At 57.3% G+C, this 18262-nt stretch carries 15 protein-coding genes and 1 tRNA gene; 8 read left to right on the forward strand and 8 right to left on the reverse strand.

The features are described 5' to 3' along the window. The first annotated feature begins 27 nt into the window (after positions 1–27). The 5 genes from AC2FHW_RS10635 (at position 28) to AC2FHW_RS10655 (ending at position 6012) form a co-directional block, all read left to right on the forward strand. A complete protein-coding gene (locus AC2FHW_RS10635) occupies positions 28–1611 on the forward strand; it encodes an ABC transporter substrate-binding protein (protein ID WP_281972704.1) in 1584 nt (527 codons plus the stop codon). Positions 1612–1626: 15 nt separating this feature from the next. Then, complete coding sequence (locus tag AC2FHW_RS10640) at positions 1627–2583, forward strand: ABC transporter permease (protein WP_142636701.1); 957 nt, start codon at positions 1627–1629, stop codon at positions 2581–2583. Next, positions 2583–3398: an ABC transporter permease gene (locus tag AC2FHW_RS10645; protein WP_142636698.1), complete on the forward strand. Its 816-nt coding sequence runs from the start codon at positions 2583–2585 to the stop codon at positions 3396–3398. Before AC2FHW_RS10640 ends, AC2FHW_RS10645 begins: the two co-directional genes overlap by 1 nt. Continuing rightward, positions 3395–5032 (forward strand): ABC transporter ATP-binding protein, encoded by a 1638-nt coding sequence (locus AC2FHW_RS10650; RefSeq protein WP_496677699.1) that lies wholly within the window; start codon positions 3395–3397, stop codon positions 5030–5032. The genes AC2FHW_RS10645 and AC2FHW_RS10650 overlap by 4 nt, the downstream gene beginning before the upstream one ends. 143 nt (positions 5033–5175) lie before the next feature. Then, entirely contained in the window at positions 5176–6012 is an 837-nt protein-coding gene (locus AC2FHW_RS10655) for an alkaline phosphatase family protein (RefSeq protein ID WP_271949356.1), read from the forward strand. A 4-nt stretch (positions 6013–6016) separates the two neighbouring features. Here AC2FHW_RS10655 and AC2FHW_RS10660 read toward each other — a convergent pair whose 3' ends face one another. The 8 genes from AC2FHW_RS10660 to AC2FHW_RS10695 all read right to left on the reverse strand — a co-directional run bounded on the left by AC2FHW_RS10660 (position 6017) and on the right by AC2FHW_RS10695 (position 14948). Next, positions 6017–6940, reverse strand: a complete 924-nt coding sequence (locus AC2FHW_RS10660) for an alpha/beta hydrolase (RefSeq protein ID WP_271949354.1) — start codon at positions 6938–6940, stop codon at positions 6017–6019. A gap of 13 nt (positions 6941–6953) precedes the next feature. Further along, a complete protein-coding gene (locus AC2FHW_RS10665) occupies positions 6954–8843 on the reverse strand; it encodes an acyl-CoA synthetase (RefSeq protein ID WP_142636690.1) in 1890 nt (629 codons plus the stop codon). A 151-nt stretch (positions 8844–8994) separates the two neighbouring features. Continuing rightward, the gene (locus tag AC2FHW_RS10670) at positions 8995–10815 is read right to left on the reverse strand and encodes an ABC transporter transmembrane domain-containing protein (RefSeq protein ID WP_271949350.1); all 1821 of its coding nucleotides are present in this window, start codon (positions 10813–10815) and stop codon (positions 8995–8997) included. Between the two features lie 127 nt (positions 10816–10942). Next, a tRNA-Gly gene (locus tag AC2FHW_RS10675) sits at positions 10943–11017 on the reverse strand. Positions 11018–11155: 138 nt separating this feature from the next. Next, the gene (gene nagA, locus AC2FHW_RS10680; protein WP_271949348.1) at positions 11156–12292 is read right to left on the reverse strand and encodes an N-acetylglucosamine-6-phosphate deacetylase; all 1137 of its coding nucleotides are present in this window, start codon (positions 12290–12292) and stop codon (positions 11156–11158) included. After that, positions 12289–13317 (reverse strand): SIS domain-containing protein, encoded by a 1029-nt coding sequence (locus tag AC2FHW_RS10685; protein WP_271949347.1) that lies wholly within the window; start codon positions 13315–13317, stop codon positions 12289–12291. Before AC2FHW_RS10685 ends, nagA begins: the two co-directional genes overlap by 4 nt. A gap of 19 nt (positions 13318–13336) precedes the next feature. Next, a complete protein-coding gene (locus tag AC2FHW_RS10690; RefSeq protein ID WP_271949346.1) occupies positions 13337–14086 on the reverse strand; it encodes a GntR family transcriptional regulator in 750 nt (249 codons plus the stop codon). Continuing rightward, positions 14073–14948, reverse strand: a complete 876-nt coding sequence (locus tag AC2FHW_RS10695; RefSeq protein WP_496728951.1) for a glucosamine kinase nucleotide-binding domain-containing protein — start codon at positions 14946–14948, stop codon at positions 14073–14075. Before AC2FHW_RS10695 ends, AC2FHW_RS10690 begins: the two co-directional genes overlap by 14 nt. A gap of 171 nt (positions 14949–15119) precedes the next feature. Between AC2FHW_RS10695 and AC2FHW_RS10700 the strand changes: the two genes are divergently transcribed. The 3 genes from AC2FHW_RS10700 (at position 15120) to AC2FHW_RS10710 (ending at position 18262) form a co-directional block, all read left to right on the forward strand. Further along, complete coding sequence (locus AC2FHW_RS10700; RefSeq protein ID WP_271949342.1) at positions 15120–16004, forward strand: N-acetylmuramic acid 6-phosphate etherase; 885 nt, start codon at positions 15120–15122, stop codon at positions 16002–16004. A 24-nt stretch (positions 16005–16028) separates the two neighbouring features. Beyond that, entirely contained in the window at positions 16029–17282 is a 1254-nt protein-coding gene (locus AC2FHW_RS10705; protein WP_271949340.1) for an ABC transporter substrate-binding protein, read from the forward strand. Between the two features lie 65 nt (positions 17283–17347). Further along, entirely contained in the window at positions 17348–18262 is a 915-nt protein-coding gene (locus tag AC2FHW_RS10710) for a carbohydrate ABC transporter permease (protein ID WP_271949337.1), read from the forward strand.

Consider the following 18262-nt stretch of genomic DNA (forward strand, 5'->3'; position numbering starts at 1 on the left):
CGAGATAAATCACTGGGAGATATCTGAATGAACGAACAAATCACTCACATGGCCAAGCAGGTTACAGCTGGCAAGCTGACCCGCCGCGAATTTATGGGGAAAGCTGCAGCACTTGGTGTGTCTGCTGCGATGGCCAGCACAATGTTTGCCGATGCTGCACGCGCGGCTGGCCCGAAAAAGGGCGGTGATCTGAAATTTGGCCTGCAGGGCGGGGAATCCACCAACTCGCTTGACCCGGCCACCTATGCCAGCTCGGTTCCGTTCCAGAACGGCAAGCAGTTCGGCGACCAACTGGTCGAGGTTGCGCCCGATGGATCGATCGAACCGCGCCTTGCAGAAAGCGTCGAAGGCAGCGCGGATGCCAGGGTCTGGACCTTCAAACTGCGTCAGGGCGTGGAATTCCACAACGGCAAGACCATGACCAGCGAAGACGTGTTGAAAACCATGGAGCGTCACTCGAACGAGGATTCCCAGTCCGGTGCTCTGGGCATCATGCGCGGCATCGAATCGATGAAGGCTGATGGCGACAATTTCCAGGTTACGCTGAATGAACCAAATGCCGACCTGCCCTATCTGATGGCGGACTATCACCTGATCATCCAGCCGGATGGCGGCATGGAAGATCCGGGCGCAGGGGTTGGCACCGGCCCTTACCAAGTGGAAGTCAACGAACCCGGCGTGCGCCACGTGTTCAAGAAATTCGCCAACCACTGGAGCGATTACGGCAATTTCGACAGCGTCGAAGTGGTTGTTATCAATGACGCAACCGCCCGGACCGCCGCGCTGCAATCCGGTCAGGTCCACGCGATCAACCGGGTTGAGCCCAAGATTGCTGATCTGCTGGGTCGCGCACCGAACCTGACTGTGCATTCAACCGCAGGCCGTGGCCACTATGTGTTTATCATGCATTGCGACACGGCACCGTTTGATAACAATGAACTGCGTTTGGCCCTGAAACACGCGATTAACCGTCAGGATCTGGTCGACAAGGTTCTGCGTGGCTATGGCTCGATTGGGAATGACATGCCGATCAACGCGGCCTACCCGCTGTTTGACGGTTCGATCCCGCAGCGTGAATTCAGCATCGAAAAAGCAGCTGAGCATTACAAGAAGTCGGGTCATGACGGCTCACCAATCATTCTGCAGGTCGCTGATGGCGCCTTCCCTGGTGCGGTGGACGCGGCCGCCCTGTTCCAGCAGACCGCGGCTCAGGCTGGTATCCCGCTGGAAATCAAGCGTGAACCCAACGATGGTTACTGGTCCGAGGTTTGGAACGTACAGCCGTTCTGCGCCTCGTACTGGGGTGGCCGTCCGGTGCAGGACCAGATGTATTCGACCGCGTATCTGTCGACCGCAGACTGGAACGACACGCGGTTCAAGGTTCCGGCCTTTGACGAGATGCTGTTTGCAGCCCGCGCCGAGCTGGACAATGACAAGCGCAAGGGCATCTACAAACAGATGGGCATGATGGTCCGCGACGAAGGCGGCGTAATCTGCCCGATGTTCAATGATTTCGTCGAAGGTGTCAGCAATCAGCTGGAAGGTTGGGAAAGCGACCCGACCCAAGAAATGATGAACGGCAACATGTCCCGCAAGATGTGGTTCTCCTGATAAGGACCACGGATCATGCATCCTATCATCAAATTGGTTTCCCAGCGCCTTGCGCTGGGACTCCTATTGCTGTTTGGCGCTTCGGCCCTGATTTTTGGCCTGACCGAAGCCCTGCCCGGAGACGCCGCGCAAGCCGTCCTGGGACAGTCCGCAACTCCTGAGGCTCTTGCTAACTTACGTGAGGAAATGGGGCTGAACCGCCCTGCCCTGACCCGATACGCCGAATGGCTGGGCGGGATCGTTCAAGGCGATCTGGGCCAATCGATGACCAACAAACTGGATATCGCTGAAAGCATCGGCAAGCGCCTGGGCAACACGCTGTTCCTGGCTTGTGCCGCCGCCGTCGTCTCCGTACCACTCGCTATCTTCCTTGGCTTGTTGGCCGTCCGCTATCGCAACCGTATGCCGGACAAATTGATCTCAGCTGTGACCTTGACCACGGTTTCGATCCCCGAATTCCTGATCGGCTACGTGATTATCTACTTCGTTTCCGTAAAACTGGGCTGGTTTTCCTCGCTTGCGATGATCAACGATTCGATGTCCTTCGGCGAAAAGCTCTATGCAATCGCCTTGCCGGCCTTTGTGCTGACGCTGGTGGTATTGGCACAGATGATGCGGATGACCCGCGCCGCAATCCTAAACCTGATGCAGTCGGCCTATATCGAAACGGCTGAGCTGAAAGGTTTGTCCAGTTTTCAGGTCATCGCGCGACATGCCTTCCCCAACGCGATTTCGCCCATTGTCAACGTTGTTATGCTGAACCTGGCCTATCTGGTCGTGGGCGTCGTCGTGGTCGAAGTGGTGTTCGTTTACCCTGGCATGGGGCAATATCTTGTGGACTCGGTGACCAAGCGTGACGTGCCTGTGGTTCTGGCCTGCGGCGTTGTCTTCGCTGCGGTCTATATCGGGCTGAACATGGTTGCCGATATCGTGTCCATCCTTGCCAATCCAAGACTGAGGCACCCGAAATGATGAAGAATCTTCCTATTTCGGCCATGATCGGTCTGTTTTTCACCGGGCTGTACTTTTTCGTGGCGCTCGCCGCACCTCTGATCGCTCCTTACGGCATGGCCGAGGTGGTCGGTGATGTCTGGGAACCGTCCAGTGCCAAACACCTGTTGGGTACGGACAATATCGGGCGCGATCTGCTAACTCGCATGATCTATGGCGGGCGCACGACCATCTTTATCGCTGCTGCTGCCACAATCCTCAGCTTTGCCACCGGCACCACGCTGGGCTTGCTGGCCGCTGTTCTTGGTGGCTGGGCCGATCAGGTCCTCAGCCGAGCGGTTGACCTGGTCATGTCGATCCCGACACTGATCCTGGCGCTGGTCATTCTGGCGATTGTCCCGGTGACTGTCCCGATCCTGATCCTGGTGATGGGCCTGCTGGATGCCACACGCCCCTATCGCCTGTCGCGATCTGTCGCTGTGGATATCAATGTGATGGACTATGTTGAGGCTGCCAAGCTGCGCGGTGAGGGTCGTATCTGGATCATCTTCCGGGAAATCCTGCCCAATGCTCTGTCGCCTCTGGTGGCCGAGTTCGGATTGCGGTTCATCTTTATGGTTCTGTTTATCTCGACCCTCTCGTTCCTGGGTCTGGGCGTCCAACCGCCGCTGGCGGATTGGGGTGGAATCGTGAAGGAAAACAAAGACGGTATCGTCTATGGCATCGGCGCGGCGCTATATCCGGCTGTTGCCATCGCGACCCTCGCCATCTCGGTCAACCTTGTTGCTGACTGGGTCCTGAACCGTACCACATCGCTGAAAGGAGGCCGGGGATGAGTGATACCCTTCTCAAGGTCCGCGACCTCAAAATCGGCGCGACCGTCTATCCACCGGGTGAAAAACCCCATGATATCGAAATCGTGCACGGGGTCAGCTTTGACCTTGAACGCGGCAAGGTGTTGGGGCTGATCGGTGAATCCGGGGCCGGTAAATCCACCATTGGTCTGGCCTCAATGGCCTATGGCCGTGGTGGTGTTGAACTCACCGGCGGAGAGGTTTGGGTTAACGGGCGCGATATCCTGAAAACCCCGCATAGCGATATCCGCAATCTGCGCGGAGGCGAAGTAGCATATGTTTCGCAATCCGCCGCAGCATCGTTCAACCCAGCCAAGAAGATCATGGATCAGGTGATCGAAGCCGCGGTGGAGCACAAGAAGTTTTCGCGTAAAGAGGCCGAAGCCCGCGCGCGGGAACTGTTCGCCAAGCTGGGGCTTCCCGATCCGGACAATATTGGTGATCGCTATCCGCACCAAGTTTCGGGCGGTCAGCTACAGCGGTGTATGACAGCGCTGGCGCTTTGTCCTGAGCCTGATCTGGTGGTGTTCGACGAACCGACAACTGCGCTGGATGTGACCACCCAGATCGATGTTCTGATGGCCATTAAGGAAGCCATTCGTGATACCGGCGTTGCCGCGCTCTATATCACCCACGATCTGGCAGTCGTTGCGCAAGTCAGCGACGACATCATGGTTCTGCGCATGGGTAACACGGTCGAGTACGGCAACACCGATCAGATCATCAACAACCCGCAGGAAGAGTATACCAAGGCGCTGGTCTCGGTCCGCTCCATCGAACATGAAGAAAAGAAGCCAACTTCCGAACCAGTGCTGACAGTTGACGGGATCACTGCGCGCTATAAGGGGCTGAATTTCGACGTGCTGCACAACGTCAATGTCGAGCTCCATCCGGGCCAAACATTAGCGGTTGTGGGCGAATCCGGTTCTGGCAAGTCCACGCTGGCACGGGTGATCACCGGGCTGCTTCCACCGCGCGATGGCGAGATCAATTTCGCCGGACGCAAGCTCAGTGGCGATCTGAAGGGCCGCAGCCGTGAAGACCTGCGTGAGTTGCAGATGATCTATCAGATGGCAGACGTGGCGATGAACCCGCGTCAGACCGTCGGCACTATCATCGGGCGCCCGCTGGAGTTCTACTTCGGTATGCGCGGCGCGGAAAAACGCAAGCGGATCGTGGAACTGCTGGATGAGATCGAGCTGGGCGAAAAATACATGGACCGCTATCCGGCGGAACTGTCTGGCGGCCAGAAACAGCGTGTTTGCATTGCGCGTTCATTGGCGGCCAAGCCTAAGATGATCATCTGTGATGAGGTCACCTCGGCGCTCGATCCGCTGGTGGCGGATGGTATCCTCAAACTGCTGCTGGACCTGCAGAAGATCGAGGATGTGGCCTATCTGTTCATCACCCACGATCTGGCAACGGTGCGCGCGATCAGCGACAGTATTGCGGTGATGTATCAGGGCCGAGTCGTCCGCTACGGCCCCAAGTCGCAGGTGCTGAGCCCACCGTTTGATGACTATACCGACCTACTGCTCAGCTCTGTCCCCGAAATGCATCTGGGCTGGCTGGAAGAGGTCGTCGCCCACCGCAAAATGGAAAGCGCCGGGAACTGATCCCGGCCCTTCCCGTAAGTTTATGAAATCCCGGCGCCATTCGATCAAGGTGTCGGGATTTTGCCATTCGGGGCGGGATCAGGCAGCCAGACCGCACCGAATCTTTTAGGGTCGGCTGAAGCAATCTGAAAAAGGGTCAGAGCATGGACCGCAAACTTCTCCTCATCATTCTGGACGGTGTTCCATGGCGCAATTTCCGTCGCTTGTTCGGCAATCTGGAAGGCTGGGTCGACACCGGCGAGGCGCGCGTTTGGAAGAAGCGCGCTGTGCTACCGTCAATCTCGGCAAGCTGCTATGCCTCGATCCATACCGGTGTAACACCGCAGGAGCATGGCTGTACCGGCAATGGCAACGTGTTCCGCCTGAGTCAGAAGGACATCTTCAGCCAAGTGCGCGAAGCCGGCGGCGTGACTGGGGCTGTGGCCCATAGCTTCTGGTCGCAATTCTTTAATCGCCATCCATTCGACTATGTCCGCGATGTTGAATATGACGAGCCCAACAGCAAAACGATCAATCATGGTCGGTTCCACACGATGACAGGCTATGGCAAAGCAAACCAGATGACGCCCTGTGACGTCGATCTGTTCGCAACGCTGACCAATCTCTGCCTACGCCATGGCTTGGACTATGGATTGCTGCATACCAGCACTTTGGACAGCATGGGTCATAGGTTCTTTCATGAATGTGAAGAGATGGACCATGCCTGTTTCGTGATGGACGAAATGCTGGCCCCGTTTATCCCGCGCTGGCGGCAGTTGGGTTACGACGTCATCGTCACCGCAGATCACGGCCAGGACGATCGTGGCCATCACGGTGGGCGTGGCGCATTGCAGCAGGAAACCGCGCTGTATTACTTCGGTGACGCCGAAGGCCCCGATGCGAATGCTGTGATCGGCCAGCTACAGCTGGCGCCCACGATTCTGGACCGTTTGGGTGCCCCGATTGCCGAAACCATGAACGGTCAGCCCTTCTTGAAGTAGGGGATCAGTCGTAGGGCCAGATCTGCTGGCCCAACGCCTCTATCGCCACCGAGATCCTCTCGAAGCTGTCCGCCGCACGTTTGACCATGGTGCGCGCCCGCAGATAGCCGTGCACAAGGCCGGGTTCATTGATGCAATGAGCCTGCCCACCTGCAGCCCTGATCTGCTCGCAATAGATCGCACCATCATCACGTAAGGGATCACAATCTGCAGTTACCACCACGGTTGGGGGCAGCCCCGAGAAATCCGTGTCATGCAATGGAGCGAATGTCGGGTCGTTTTCCGGCACATCTCCACCACAGCGCACCTTCTCGTAAAAACTTACATCCTCCAGCGTCAGCAAAGGCGCATGGGCATGTTCCTTATAGGAACCACGGGACGAATCTCCGCCCAAGCCTGGATAGATGAGGACCTGACCAAGAAGATTGTCGAACTGCGTCCGTCCGTGCTGTGAAACTGCGGCGGCCAGATTTCCACCCGCGCTGTCGCCCGCCAGAACGAAAGGGTCCTGGAACTCTTGCACCGCCCAGTTGGTTGCCGCCCAGCTATCGTGAAACTGGGCAGGATGAATATGTTCGGGGCTCAGGCGGTAATCCACGGCAATCACCCGATACCCAGTTTGTGCACAAAGTTCGGCACAGACATCGTCGTGACTGTCCAGTCCGCCGACGACAAACCCGCCTCCGTGGAAATAGATCACCGTCCGGCTTGGATTGCCTGCGGTGTAAATGCGAACAGGCACGCCATCGGCGCACCTGTCTTCTGTTTCAACACCCATTGGGCGAGGCTGGCGAAAATCCTTGCACATTACGTCATAGACGCCGCGCTGATCTTCGATCGACAATTCGACCGCGTCATCAGGATAGCTTTCAGCCGTTCGTCTTATGAACGCCCAGGTTTCTTCATCGATCAGACGTTCATAGTCCATAGCCCCTCCGCGATCAGGCAGCCCACTCCCATGGCCGGGTGAACGATCCCAGCACTTTGCTGACATCGTCGTCCGAGGAACCGTTGGCGTCAAGCTGCGCGACAAGTCCGCGCTTTTTATCATCCAGAACCGAAACCACACGCGCAGCAACGCCTGCGTCTTCAAGCGCACCATTGTAGATGCGTGTGATCGCCTGCTTACGTAGCTCGGGCTTAAAGACTTTGCCCACTGCCGTTTTGGGCAGTTCGTCCAGAATAGTCATGTGCTTAGGTTGCGCGGCACGCTCGTGAACGTGAACTCTGCAGTATTCCATCAGCTCCTGCTCTGTCACACTGGCCCCAGAGACCAGTTCGACAAAGGCACAGGGCACTTCACCCGCATGGGCGTCTGGTTGACCGATCGCACCGGCAAATGCCACGGCCTCATGCCCCAACAGCGCCTCTTCGATCTCGGCCGGGTCGATATTGTGCCCGCCGCGAATGATCAAATCCTTGGCACGACCGGTGATCCACAAATAGCCATCATCGTCAAACCGGCCCAAATCACCGGTGCGCAGATATTTGTCATAGTGGAACAGGCCCACGTTCTTTTCGACCTCTGTATACGTGTTGCCCGCAAATACGCCGGGGTTCGAGATACAGATCTCACCAATCTGATCAGTTCCACATTCGGTCGGACCGTCGGGCCCATCCTGCAGGATTTTCACATCCGTATAAGGGAACGGAACGCCAATCGAACCGATCTTCTTTTCGCCATCCACCGGGTTGCACGACACAAGGCAGGTGGCTTCGGTCAGGCCATAGCCTTCGACTATAGTGACGCCGGTGGCCTCTTCAAAGCGACGGAACAGTTCAACCGGCAAAGGAGCCGAGCCTGAGAAGGCCGTTTTCACTGACGAGATATCAGCGTCGACAGGGCGCTGCATTTTGGCAGAGATCGCTGTCGGAACCGTGATGATAAAGCTGACTTTCCAACGCTCGATCAGTTTCCAGAAATTGTCGAAAACGCCATCCCCGCGATATCCTTGAGGCGTCGGGAAGACCACATGCGCACCCGAACTCACCGCAGCCATGACGATCACATGCACAGCAAAGACGTGGAACATGGGCAGTGGGCACATGACCACATCGTTTTCGTCGAACAACAAGGTGCCACCACACCAGCCATTATAGATCAGGCCGGAATATTTGTGTTGTGCAACCTTGGGCATGCCGGTTGTACCACCAGTATGGAAATAGCACGCAACACGGTCTGATTTACTGTCTTCGAATGTCAGTGTCTTGGGCTGTTTCGCCAGCTCTTTGCTGAAATTCAAATAGTCCGCATGAGCCAATTTAGCCTTGTCGCCCATTTTGGGACGCACAAGGGGCACGATCCACGATTTCGGAGGCGTCAGATAGCGATTCAGGTCGATTTCCAGAATTGTGTTCACACCGGGCGCGTGGCGTACGGCCTCTTCCACCTTCTGTGCAACATCGGCTTTGGGAAATGACTTTAGCGTCACAACAACCTTGGCTTTCGTCTCGCGCAAAATTGCTGCGATTTGCTCGGGCTCCAACAACGGGTTGATCGGGTTCACGATCCCTGCGACGGCCCCTCCCATGAGGGTCACCAGAGTTTCGTTGCAGTTGGGCAGCACATAGGCCACCACATCGTTTTCACCGATACCCAGAGATCTGAAAAGATTGGCGGCCTGATTGACCTTACCCAGCAGATCAGACCACGTCAGTGTCTCGGCCTTATCGGTTGGGCCGGAAAACAGCTGAAAGCTAATGGCCTTGTGGTCGGGGAACTTGGCCGCCGTTCGAGAAAGTAACTGATGAAAGGTTACCGGTACGTCTCGATCCTCCCACGGCATTTCATTTTCTATTCTTGCCTTATCGTCTAATCCCGCGAATGCCATTAGTTCCTCCCTGTACTTTTACTGCGTCACGCGCAGGCTCTCATCTAGGATGAAAGTAAAACCCGCTCATGTGCAAGTAAGGGCTTAACGGCAGAACAACCCAGAATGTAGAATGACGCTGGGGCGCAAAACAAAATATCTCGCCATCAGGTTACTCTGCTGCAACACCATCGGTAAATTGCAACCGTGCCAAACGCGCGTACAGCCCATCCTGCGATACCAGATCGTCATGCGTTCCCTGCGCAACGATCTGCCCGTTCTCCAGGACGATGATGCGGTCGGCTTTTTTCACGGTTGCCAATCTGTGCGCAACAATCAGCGTCGTCCGCCCTGCACGCAACCTGTCGACAGCCCCTTGCACAGCGCGCTCGCTTTCAGCGTCCAATGCCGATGTCGCCTCATCCAACAACAGGATCGGAGCATCGCGCAAAATGGCGCGGGCGATGGCGATCCGCTGTTTTTGTCCCCCGGACAGCATGACGCCTCGCTCTCCTACAAAGCTGTCATAGCCTTCGGGCAGCGTCGAGATGAATTCGTGGGCCGCAGCTGCGCGGGCTGCGTCTTCAACCTCGGCATCCGTCGCATCGAGCCGCCCAAATCGGATATTTTCGCGCGCCGATGCTGCGAATATCGTGGGATCCTGAGGCACAAGTGCCATATGACGGCGGAAATTGGAACGATCCAAATCTCGCAGGTCAATACCATCCAAACAAACGCGTCCCGAGTCAGGATCATAGAATCGCTGAATCATCTGGATCACGGTTGTTTTTCCGGCCCCCGAGGGGCCGACAAATGCGACGGTTTCCCCGGGGTTGACTGTCAGCGACAGTTCATTCAACGCCACGACATCCGGACGCGCCGGGTAGCGGAAAGTCACATCGTCGAACCGAATCTCGCCGCGCACGGGCGCGGGGAAAGCTTGCGCCTGGCCGGGATCGTTCACGGTGTCCTGAGCATTCAACAGCTCGACCAACCGCTCGGTCGCACCGGCCGCACGCTGCAATTCGCTCCAGATTTCGGACAGGGCCGCAACCGAACCGGCCATGATGATCGAATAGATCACGAACTGGATCAGAACGCCCTCGGTCATGACACCGTTGCGGACATCATTCGCCCCCATCCACAACACGCCCACGATTCCGGAAAACACCAGGAATATAACGATGACGGTCAGCACGGCCCGGGTCTGAATTCGGCGCAGCGAGACAGTATAGGACGTTTCGGTCATCTCACCGAACTGATTTCGGCTGGCCTGCTCATGGGTAAAGGCCTGAACGGTTTGAACTGCGCTCAGCGCTTCACCGGCGTTGCCCGATGAGGCTGCGATCCAGTCTTGGTTTTCCCGGCTAATAACCCGCAAGCGCCGCCCCAATACCAGTATCGGAACTACAACCAGCGGAATCAGCAGCAAGACCATCCCGGTCAGCTTGGCCGAGGTCAGCAGCATCAGCACAAGCCCGCCCAGAAACATCAACATATTGCGTAGAGCGATCGAGACTGACGAACCCAGCACGGATTGAATCAGCGTGGTGTCGGTCGTGATCCGGCTCAGCACCTCACCCGTCATGATACGTTCATAGAATTCGGGGCTCATCCCGATGACGCGATCAAAAACGGCTTTGCGGATATCGGCGACAACGCGTTCGCCCAGGCGCGTAACAAGCGCGTAGCGGATACCTGTTCCGACGGCCAGAATCGCGGCGATGCCCAGCGCCGCCAGAAAGTACCAATCCAGTAGCTCTCCGTCTTCGATCCGAAAGTTGTCGACCACACGGCGGACAGCCAAAGGCAATGTCAGCGTCATGCTGGCGGTCAGAACCAAGGCCAAAGAGGCCCCAATCATTTGCAATCGATAAGGCTTCATGAATGGCCAGAGCGAAGCCAGAACACCGATTTTCCTGGACCTGGCCCGTTCCTCAGCCGCACCGGGTGCGGGTTTTGCTGCTGGACTGGCTGAGACGGGTTTTGCCATGTCAGGCCCTTACATCGTGTTCGAATTCCGGTATCCCGCTTCTTGGCGTCTACAACCCGCCGGGTCAAGCGGTGCAGCCGAATGGCCCAAACGAAAGGCTATTTGACGCAGACTTTTGGGGCTGATTTGGAGCGGGCGGCGGGAATCGAACCCGCTTCATCAGCTTGGAAGGCTGAGGTAATAGCCAGTATACGACGCCCGCTCAGCGGTGGCTGGTTTATGCCATGCCCAAGGTGTCGTCAAGCACAGTTCGCACGCGAAATTCAAAATCATATGACACCCGGGGACGGACCCCGGCGCATCGGTAATCCCGGGGTCGTTTCGGCAGCGCGCGGCTTATTCAACGCGCGGCATTCGCCCATTCGCAAGTTTCAAGATCCGCCGAAATACGGATCATGGATGCCAGATTCTTACTGGAAGATTCGGCCAAGCCAATCAACTTCGCAGGATAGGTCGTTGCGGCGCTCAGCGCATCCTTCAGCGGGACACCGACATTTTTGACAAGGATGCGAACAGCCGTCGTCAGATCCAGGTCAGCCCCTGCCAGCGTTCCATTTTCAAGCGTCAGGCGGCCATCCGTTCTGGTAATACGGCGCCCTTCAAGGTTGAATTCGGCATCCTCTGTTCCGGCAACAGCCATGGCATCGCTGACCAGAAATATCCGGGCCGGGCCGGTCTTTGCCGCCCATGCCGCCCGCATGACCTCAGGGTGTACGTGTATACTGTCTGCAATCAGACCCGCAGACAAACCCGCATTGGCCAGCGCCGCCCCCACAAGACCAGGCTCGCGGTTTCCAAGCTGGCTCATGGCGTTGAACAGATGTGTGACACAGCGCGCGCCCGCCGCAGCATAACGTTGACAGGTCGCAAAATCCGCATCGCTATGACCCAGAGACACCAGAATTCCGGCCTCAGCCAAAGAGGTAACCTGTCGCTCAGACACAGCTTCTGGCGCCAGGGTTACTTTAAGGCAAGGCAATCGGCTGGCCGCGGCTATCAGGGTGGTCAGATCCTCTTCATCCATCGGGCGGATCAGCGCGGCGTCATGCGCCCCTTTTCGCGCCAACGAAAGATGCGGTCCCTCCAGATGCAGTCCAGCGACACCGGGAACACCGACATCCACAGCCTTGATCGCGGCCTCTATTGCCTGCTGGGTCTTGGCCGCAGTGTCGGTAATCAGGGTGGGCAAAAAGGATGCGACGCCAAGCTTTCTATGCGCTTGAGAAATGCGCTGGATAGTCTCGACAGAAGGGTCATCGTTGAACATGACACTTCCGCCGCCATTGACCTGTAGGTCCACAAATCCGGGGCAGAGAATATCACCGTTCAGATCGACCTGCTGCCCGGCGATTTTGGTTCCGTCTGCCGGGGTGATCTCGGACAAATTACCTTGGCGAAACACAACCGCCTGCCCCTCCAGCAGGTGTGTGCCGTCGAAATAGGCGCCGTTTCTGAATACAACCGTCTCAGAGGTCATACAGTTTCCGTAACTTTCTTAAGGTGACGCGGGGCATCAGGGTCAATTCCGCGATTGCAGGCGACCGATTCAACCATGCTGTAGAACGATGTGATGGCGCTGATGGGATCGGTCAGCCAATGGTCCGTTCTGACGACCGGCAGAGGCTGCGCCCGTTTCACCGCCGAGGTTGTGGCAAAAACGGTAGCCCCTTTTGCCGCCAACGCATCAGCCGCTTCTGCCGTTGTTTGTTCAGCGGCATCACTGGCAGCGAACACAATGGTTGGAAACCCTTCTTCAACGATTGAGACCGGCCCGTGCAGAACTTCTGCAGTCGAATAGCTCTCGGCGTGGATCTGGCAGGTCTCTTTGATTTTCAGCGCCGCTTCATTCGAGATCGCCAGCGATGGACCGCGACCCAAGGTAAAAAGGGACCGGCCGGAAATCGCATTGGCGGCCGGGGTCCAGTCGCATTGGGCAGCCTTCCCAAGATACCCGGGCAGTGACCATATGGCCTGCTTCAGCTCTGCCTCATCCGCGATTTCCGCCAGCAACCACAGCCCCGCCACCAGAGACGTCACAAAGGTCTTGGTTGCTGCCACACTCAATTCCGGTCCCGCATGAAGAGGCAGGACGGCGTCCGTGGCATCTGCCAGGTGGGATTCCGTATTGTTCGTAATGGCGACCGTCACGGCACCAGATCGTTTCAGCGCGCGCGTCATGCCAACGATATCCGGGCTTTGACCAGATTGCGACACCGATATGCTCAACGCACCCTGCGCCCGAAGCTCTGCACCATAGATCGAGTTGACCGAGGGCCCGACCGAGGCAACAGGAAGGTTCAGCAATAGTTCGCATGCATATTTCAGATAGGTGCAGGCGTGATCCGAAGATCCTCGCGCCACCGAGACCAGAAAACGCGGGTCTGCGTCGCGCGCCAACTGGGCAGCGTGGCGGATATTGTCAGCCCCATTGCTTAGCAATCGGTCTACGGCATCAGGAATTTCCAGAATTTCCTGACGCATCTTCGAGAGTTCTACGGACATCTAGTTCCGTCCTTTCAGGTTACAACCGCAATTCAGCGACAAAATCATACGCATCGCCGCGATAAAGCGAGCGTGTCAGTTCGGCGACGCGTCCGTTTCTGAGAAAAGAAACACGTTCAATATTCAGCCCGGCGGCTCCCTCGGGAACATCAAGAAGTTCAGCCTCACGCGCGGCCAAATTCAGGGCCGAGATCTTCTGAACCGCCCGAACAGGACGGCGGCCCAGCCGATCCAAGACCTCGTACAGAGAGGTGGTCACCTCGATCGGGTTCGGCAGGATATCCAAAGGTAACGCCGCTTTTTCCAGCGCCAATGGACGGCCATCGGCTTCGCGCAATCGGTAGATACGAGAGATTTGCTCACCCTCGGACAAGCTCAAGGCGGCAATCTCTTCTTGGGTCGGCGCAAAGACCCCCCGCTCCAGCCATTTCGACGCGGTTTTCATTCCACGGCTGGACATGTCTTCGGTGAACGAAGTCAGATGTGTCAGCGATTGTTCGACCCGTGGGATGCGCTCGCGGATGAACGAGCCCGAGCCCTGGCGCTGTTCGATCACGCCCTCTTGGACAAGCTCTTGAATCGCCTTTCTCACGGTGACGCGCGAAAGGTCCGTGATCTCGACAAGTTCTCTCTCGGACGGAAGCGACGATTTAGGGGGCAGAACACCCGTATCAATGCCCTCCTGCAGCCTTCGCCGTAGTTGGACATATCGCGGCCCATTATCAGCGGTCAGCCAGGAATCCGAACGCAGAAAATCAGCAATGCTCATGTTCGACCTCCTTTGCCAAGGCGAGCGCCCCGTCGAGCGGTTCTCCTAACGGCGCGCGCAGGTCGGATTGCATGTTTTCGGGCAGATACGACGCGTATTGACCACCAATACCGCCCGTCAGGCACAGCGCGGCTCCCGGGCTCCACCCCAAATGCGTGGCGGTATCCGCCAGATAGGCAGCACCTGCCCGCATGATTTGTTGCGCAACCACGTCGTCATCTTGGGCAGCCATGGTCACTTTTGGTGCAATCGCTCCAAACTGCGCAGGGTCTGCAGCCCCTGCAAAACGAACGATCCCGGCAGGTCCGTCATGTTCGGACAGCAAAGTGGTCAAAAGGTCCGAACGGGTCTGCGTTCCATCAAACGCACGCAATGCCAAGGACAATGCCATCCTTCCAACCCACTGGGCCGAGGCTTCATCCCCCAAGACCGAGCCCCAGCCACCGGCAAAGCGCATGTCTCTACCAGTTTGTCTGGCCAGAAATGAGCCTGTACCACAATGGGCAATCAGCCCGTCCTGCGCACCCAGTGCCCCGCGCAAGGCAGCGGGACGATCATCCTCTATCCGGGCGTGCTTTAGACCAAGCGCATCCCTCAAACGAGTTGAGATCGCCTGATCCGTGACCCCAGCTAAACCAATAAAGGCAGGACTTGCCAACAAGCCCTCAACCCCGATGCCAAGCTTGCCAGACAGCTGGTCTAACCCCAGCTTGATCTGTGAAACGCCAGCCTGAAAATCAGTCGAGACGTTTGCAGCGCCAACTTCAACGCTGTGAGCGATTCCAGCAACCTCACAGGCCACACGACAGCGCGTTCCACCGCCATCAACGGCCAATACAGCATTATGCAGGGACTCAATCATGACAATACCAATACAATACCTATTTGATTTAGAAAAGCCTAGATTTTGGCACTGCTCGCAAATATTGCAGTTTTTCCTATAAGAACAGCACAAAACCTTCACTGAAAAGAAAATGTTGGACAGGTGGTATTAAATAGGTATTGTAATCGGGAAACCTGGGAGGGGATTCTCTTGACGCTGCCGTCAACCGAACAACTGCACCGCGACGCCACCAGCCTGAGCCGCGAAGACCTGACAGGGTCGGCGCTGTTGCTGGCCGATGGGCAGATCGCTGCGGCAGCGGCGGTGCGCTCGGCCACACAGGCTATTGCATTGGGCGCCGCTGCGATGGCCAGGACGCTCCGGTCGGGCGGCATGTTGCACTATGTTGCGGCAGGCTCGTCCGGTTTGATGGCGGCGGCTGACGCGCAAGAGCTGGGCGGAACATTCTCGATCACGCCAGACCAGTTGCGAATCCATATGGCTGGTGGTCTTCCGACGGGTGTCGAGATGCCGGGTGATTCCGAAGACGCCGACGGTGACCTGCGTGAAGCGCTGAACAGTTTGTCAGCCCGGGACACGGTGATCGCCGTATCCGCAAGCGGGTCGACCCCCTACACGATGACAGCCGCAAGCATCGCCCGTGCAAAAGGCGCGACCTTGATCGGCATCGCCAATAACGCCAACAGTCCCCTGCTGACACAGACCAACATCCCGATCCTGCTAGCCACCCCGCCCGAACTGATTTCGGGATCAACGCGGATGGGCGCGGGAACGGCGCAAAAGATCGCTTTGAATATGCTGTCGTCGCTGATGGCGCTGGACCTTGGCCACGTACATGGCGGCATGATGGTCAACCTGCGCGCGGACAATGACAAACTGCGCGCCCGCGCGGCCGGAATCGTAACCCGCATTGCCGAGGTGGACACAGACGCAGCAAAGCGCGCACTGGAAGCAACACGCGGTGATGTGAAGCCCGCCGTGCTTGTCGCCGCAAAAGGTGTTTCGGCATCCGAAGCCACCGAACGCCTACGAACATCAGACGGAATCCTAACGGCCGCACTGGCCATAGAATAATAACCATCAATCGGGAGAATATGGATGACCAAGAATAGCTTGAAACTTGCTCTGCTGGGCACGACGCTGATGGCGTCGGCTGCCTATGCGGAAGATGTGACCCTGACCATCGAAAGCTGGCGAAATGACGACCTGACCCTATGGCAGGACCAGATCATCCCTGCGTTTGAGGCCAAACACCCCGGCATCAAAGTGCAATTCACACCCTCGGCCCCAGCGGAATACAACGCCGTACTGAATTCGAAACTGGATGCGGGTTCGGCGGGTGACCTGATCACCTGTCGCCCGTTCGACGCATCGCTGGCCCTGTATGAGGCCGGTCATCTGAGCGACCTGTCCGGTGTCGAAGCGATGAACAACTTCTCGGATGTCGCCAAGTCGGCCTGGCAAACGGATGACGGCTCGGCCAGTTTCTGCGTTCCGATGGCGTCGGTGATCCACGGGTTCATCTATAACAAGGACGCGTTTGCTGAACTGGGTATCGAAGTTCCCACTACCGAGGACGAGTTCTTTGCCGCCCTCGACAAGATCAAGGAAGACGGCACTTATATCCCGATGGCGATGGGCACCAACGACCAGTGGGAAGCCGCCACTATGGGCTATAACAACATCGGTCCGAACTATTGGAAAGGCGAAGAGGGCCGCCAGGCGCTGATCGCGGGCGAGCAAAAGCTGACCGATGTAGCCTGGACCGCCCCCTATGCCACCCTGGCCCGTTGGGGCGCTTATCTGGGTGACGGATATGAGGCGCAGACTTATCCCGACAGCCAGAACATCTTTACCCTGGGTCGCGCGGCCGTCTATCCTGCGGGATCCTGGGAAATTTCGGGCTTCAACGCGCAGGCCGATTTTGAGATGGGTGCCTTCAAGCCGCCAGTCCAGAATGCGGGCGATACCTGCTATATCTCGGACCACACGGATATTGGCATTGGTATGAATGCGGCCACCGCGAATCCCGAAGCTGCCGAGACGTTCCTGGCCTGGGTCGCAAGCCCGGAATTCGCCGAAATCTTCGGCAACGCCCTGCCTGGCTTCTTCCCGCTCTCGAACACTCCGGTCGAGCTGCAGGACCCGCTGGCCAAGGAAATCGTAGGCTGGCGCGAAGAGTGTGAATCGACCATCCGCTCGACCTATCAAATCCTGTCGCGTGGCACACCGAACCTTGAAAACGATACCTGGGGCGCTTCGGTTGCCGCCATCAAAGGCGCAAAATCCCCCGAGGAACTGGGTGCCGAACTGCAGGAAGGCCTGGCCTCCTGGTACGCTCCGCATCAGTAAGCTGATCCATACCCGGGCGGTGCCGACCGCCCGGGTAACTCCGACACCCCTTTGAAAGCAATCCCATGACCCGCCCCCGCATCCGCTGGCATATCGTTGTATTTCTGGCACCTGCCATACTCGTCTATACCGCTGTGATGATTTTCCCGCTGTTCAACACGCTGCGCCTTGCACTGTATACAGAGGTTGATCAGGCTCGCGTGTTTGTCGGATTGCAGAATTTCCGGACGCTGTTTTTCGATCCCAACTGGTCGGATCAGTTCTGGAATGCTCTGGGTAATAATTTTTGGTTCTTCCTGATCCATATGTTGGTTCAGAACCCGATCGGCATCGCGCTGGCCGCCCTTCTCAGCCACCCCCGCCTACGGTTTGCTGCCCTGTATCGCTCGGCGATCTTTATTCCTACGATCCTCAGCTTTGTGATCGTGGGCTTTGCCTGGAAACTGATCCTGTCGCCGATCTGGGGCATTGCGCCTTCGATGCTGGATGCTGTTGGGCTTAAGTCCCTCTTTGCACCGTGGCTGGGCAAAGAGGAATACGCACTGACCACGCTGGCGCTGATCTCGGTCTGGCAGTTCGTAGGCATCCCGATGATGCTGATCTATGCCGCCCTGCTGACCATCCCCGAAGAAATCCTTGAGGCCGGAGAGATCGACGGCATCACCGGGGCCTCGGCCTTCTGGAAGATCAAACTACCGCTGATCCTGCCCTCGATCGGGATCATCTCGATCCTGACCTTTGTGGGAAATTTCAACGCATTCGACCTGATCTATGCCTCACAAGGCGCGCTGGCGGGGCCGGATTTCTCAACCGATATTCTGGGCACCTTCATGTACCGCACCTTCTTTGGCTTCCAGTTGCAGCTGGGCGACCCGCATATGGGGTCCGCCATCGCCGGGGCCATGTTCGCAATCATCCTGGTGGGCGTCTGTATCTATCTGTTCGGCATCCAGACCCGGATGCGCCGGTATCAACTGTGA

The sequence above is a fragment of the Ruegeria sp. YTSA108 genome, assembly GCF_059610185.1.

What these genes read in the sequence shown, in the direction of transcription:
- AC2FHW_RS10690 (WP_271949346.1), bottom strand. Translation starts at nt 14,086, where the DNA reads ATGAGCATTGCTGATTTTCTGCGTTCGGATTCCTGGCTGACCGCTGAT.
- AC2FHW_RS10640 (WP_142636701.1), top strand. Translation starts at nt 1,627, where the DNA reads ATGCATCCTATCATCAAATTGGTTTCCCAGCGCCTTGCGCTGGGACTC.
- AC2FHW_RS10685 (WP_271949347.1), bottom strand. Translation starts at nt 13,317, where the DNA reads ATGTCCGTAGAACTCTCGAAGATGCGTCAGGAAATTCTGGAAATTCCT.
- AC2FHW_RS10660 (WP_271949354.1), bottom strand. Translation starts at nt 6,940, where the DNA reads ATGGACTATGAACGTCTGATCGATGAAGAAACCTGGGCGTTCATAAGA.
- nagA (WP_271949348.1), bottom strand. Translation starts at nt 12,292, where the DNA reads ATGACCTCTGAGACGGTTGTATTCAGAAACGGCGCCTATTTCGACGGC.
- AC2FHW_RS10670 (WP_271949350.1), bottom strand. Translation starts at nt 10,815, where the DNA reads ATGGCAAAACCCGTCTCAGCCAGTCCAGCAGCAAAACCCGCACCCGGT.
- AC2FHW_RS10695 (WP_496728951.1), bottom strand. Translation starts at nt 14,948, where the DNA reads ATGATTGAGTCCCTGCATAATGCTGTATTGGCCGTTGATGGCGGTGGA.
- AC2FHW_RS10705 (WP_271949340.1), top strand. Translation starts at nt 16,029, where the DNA reads ATGACCAAGAATAGCTTGAAACTTGCTCTGCTGGGCACGACGCTGATG.
- AC2FHW_RS10655 (WP_271949356.1), top strand. Translation starts at nt 5,176, where the DNA reads ATGGACCGCAAACTTCTCCTCATCATTCTGGACGGTGTTCCATGGCGC.
- AC2FHW_RS10635 (WP_281972704.1), top strand. Translation starts at nt 28, where the DNA reads ATGAACGAACAAATCACTCACATGGCCAAGCAGGTTACAGCTGGCAAG.
- AC2FHW_RS10645 (WP_142636698.1), top strand. Translation starts at nt 2,583, where the DNA reads ATGAAGAATCTTCCTATTTCGGCCATGATCGGTCTGTTTTTCACCGGG.
- AC2FHW_RS10665 (WP_142636690.1), bottom strand. Translation starts at nt 8,843, where the DNA reads ATGGCATTCGCGGGATTAGACGATAAGGCAAGAATAGAAAATGAAATG.
- AC2FHW_RS10650 (WP_496677699.1), top strand. Translation starts at nt 3,395, where the DNA reads ATGAGTGATACCCTTCTCAAGGTCCGCGACCTCAAAATCGGCGCGACC.
- AC2FHW_RS10710 (WP_271949337.1), top strand. Translation starts at nt 17,348, where the DNA reads ATGACCCGCCCCCGCATCCGCTGGCATATCGTTGTATTTCTGGCACCT.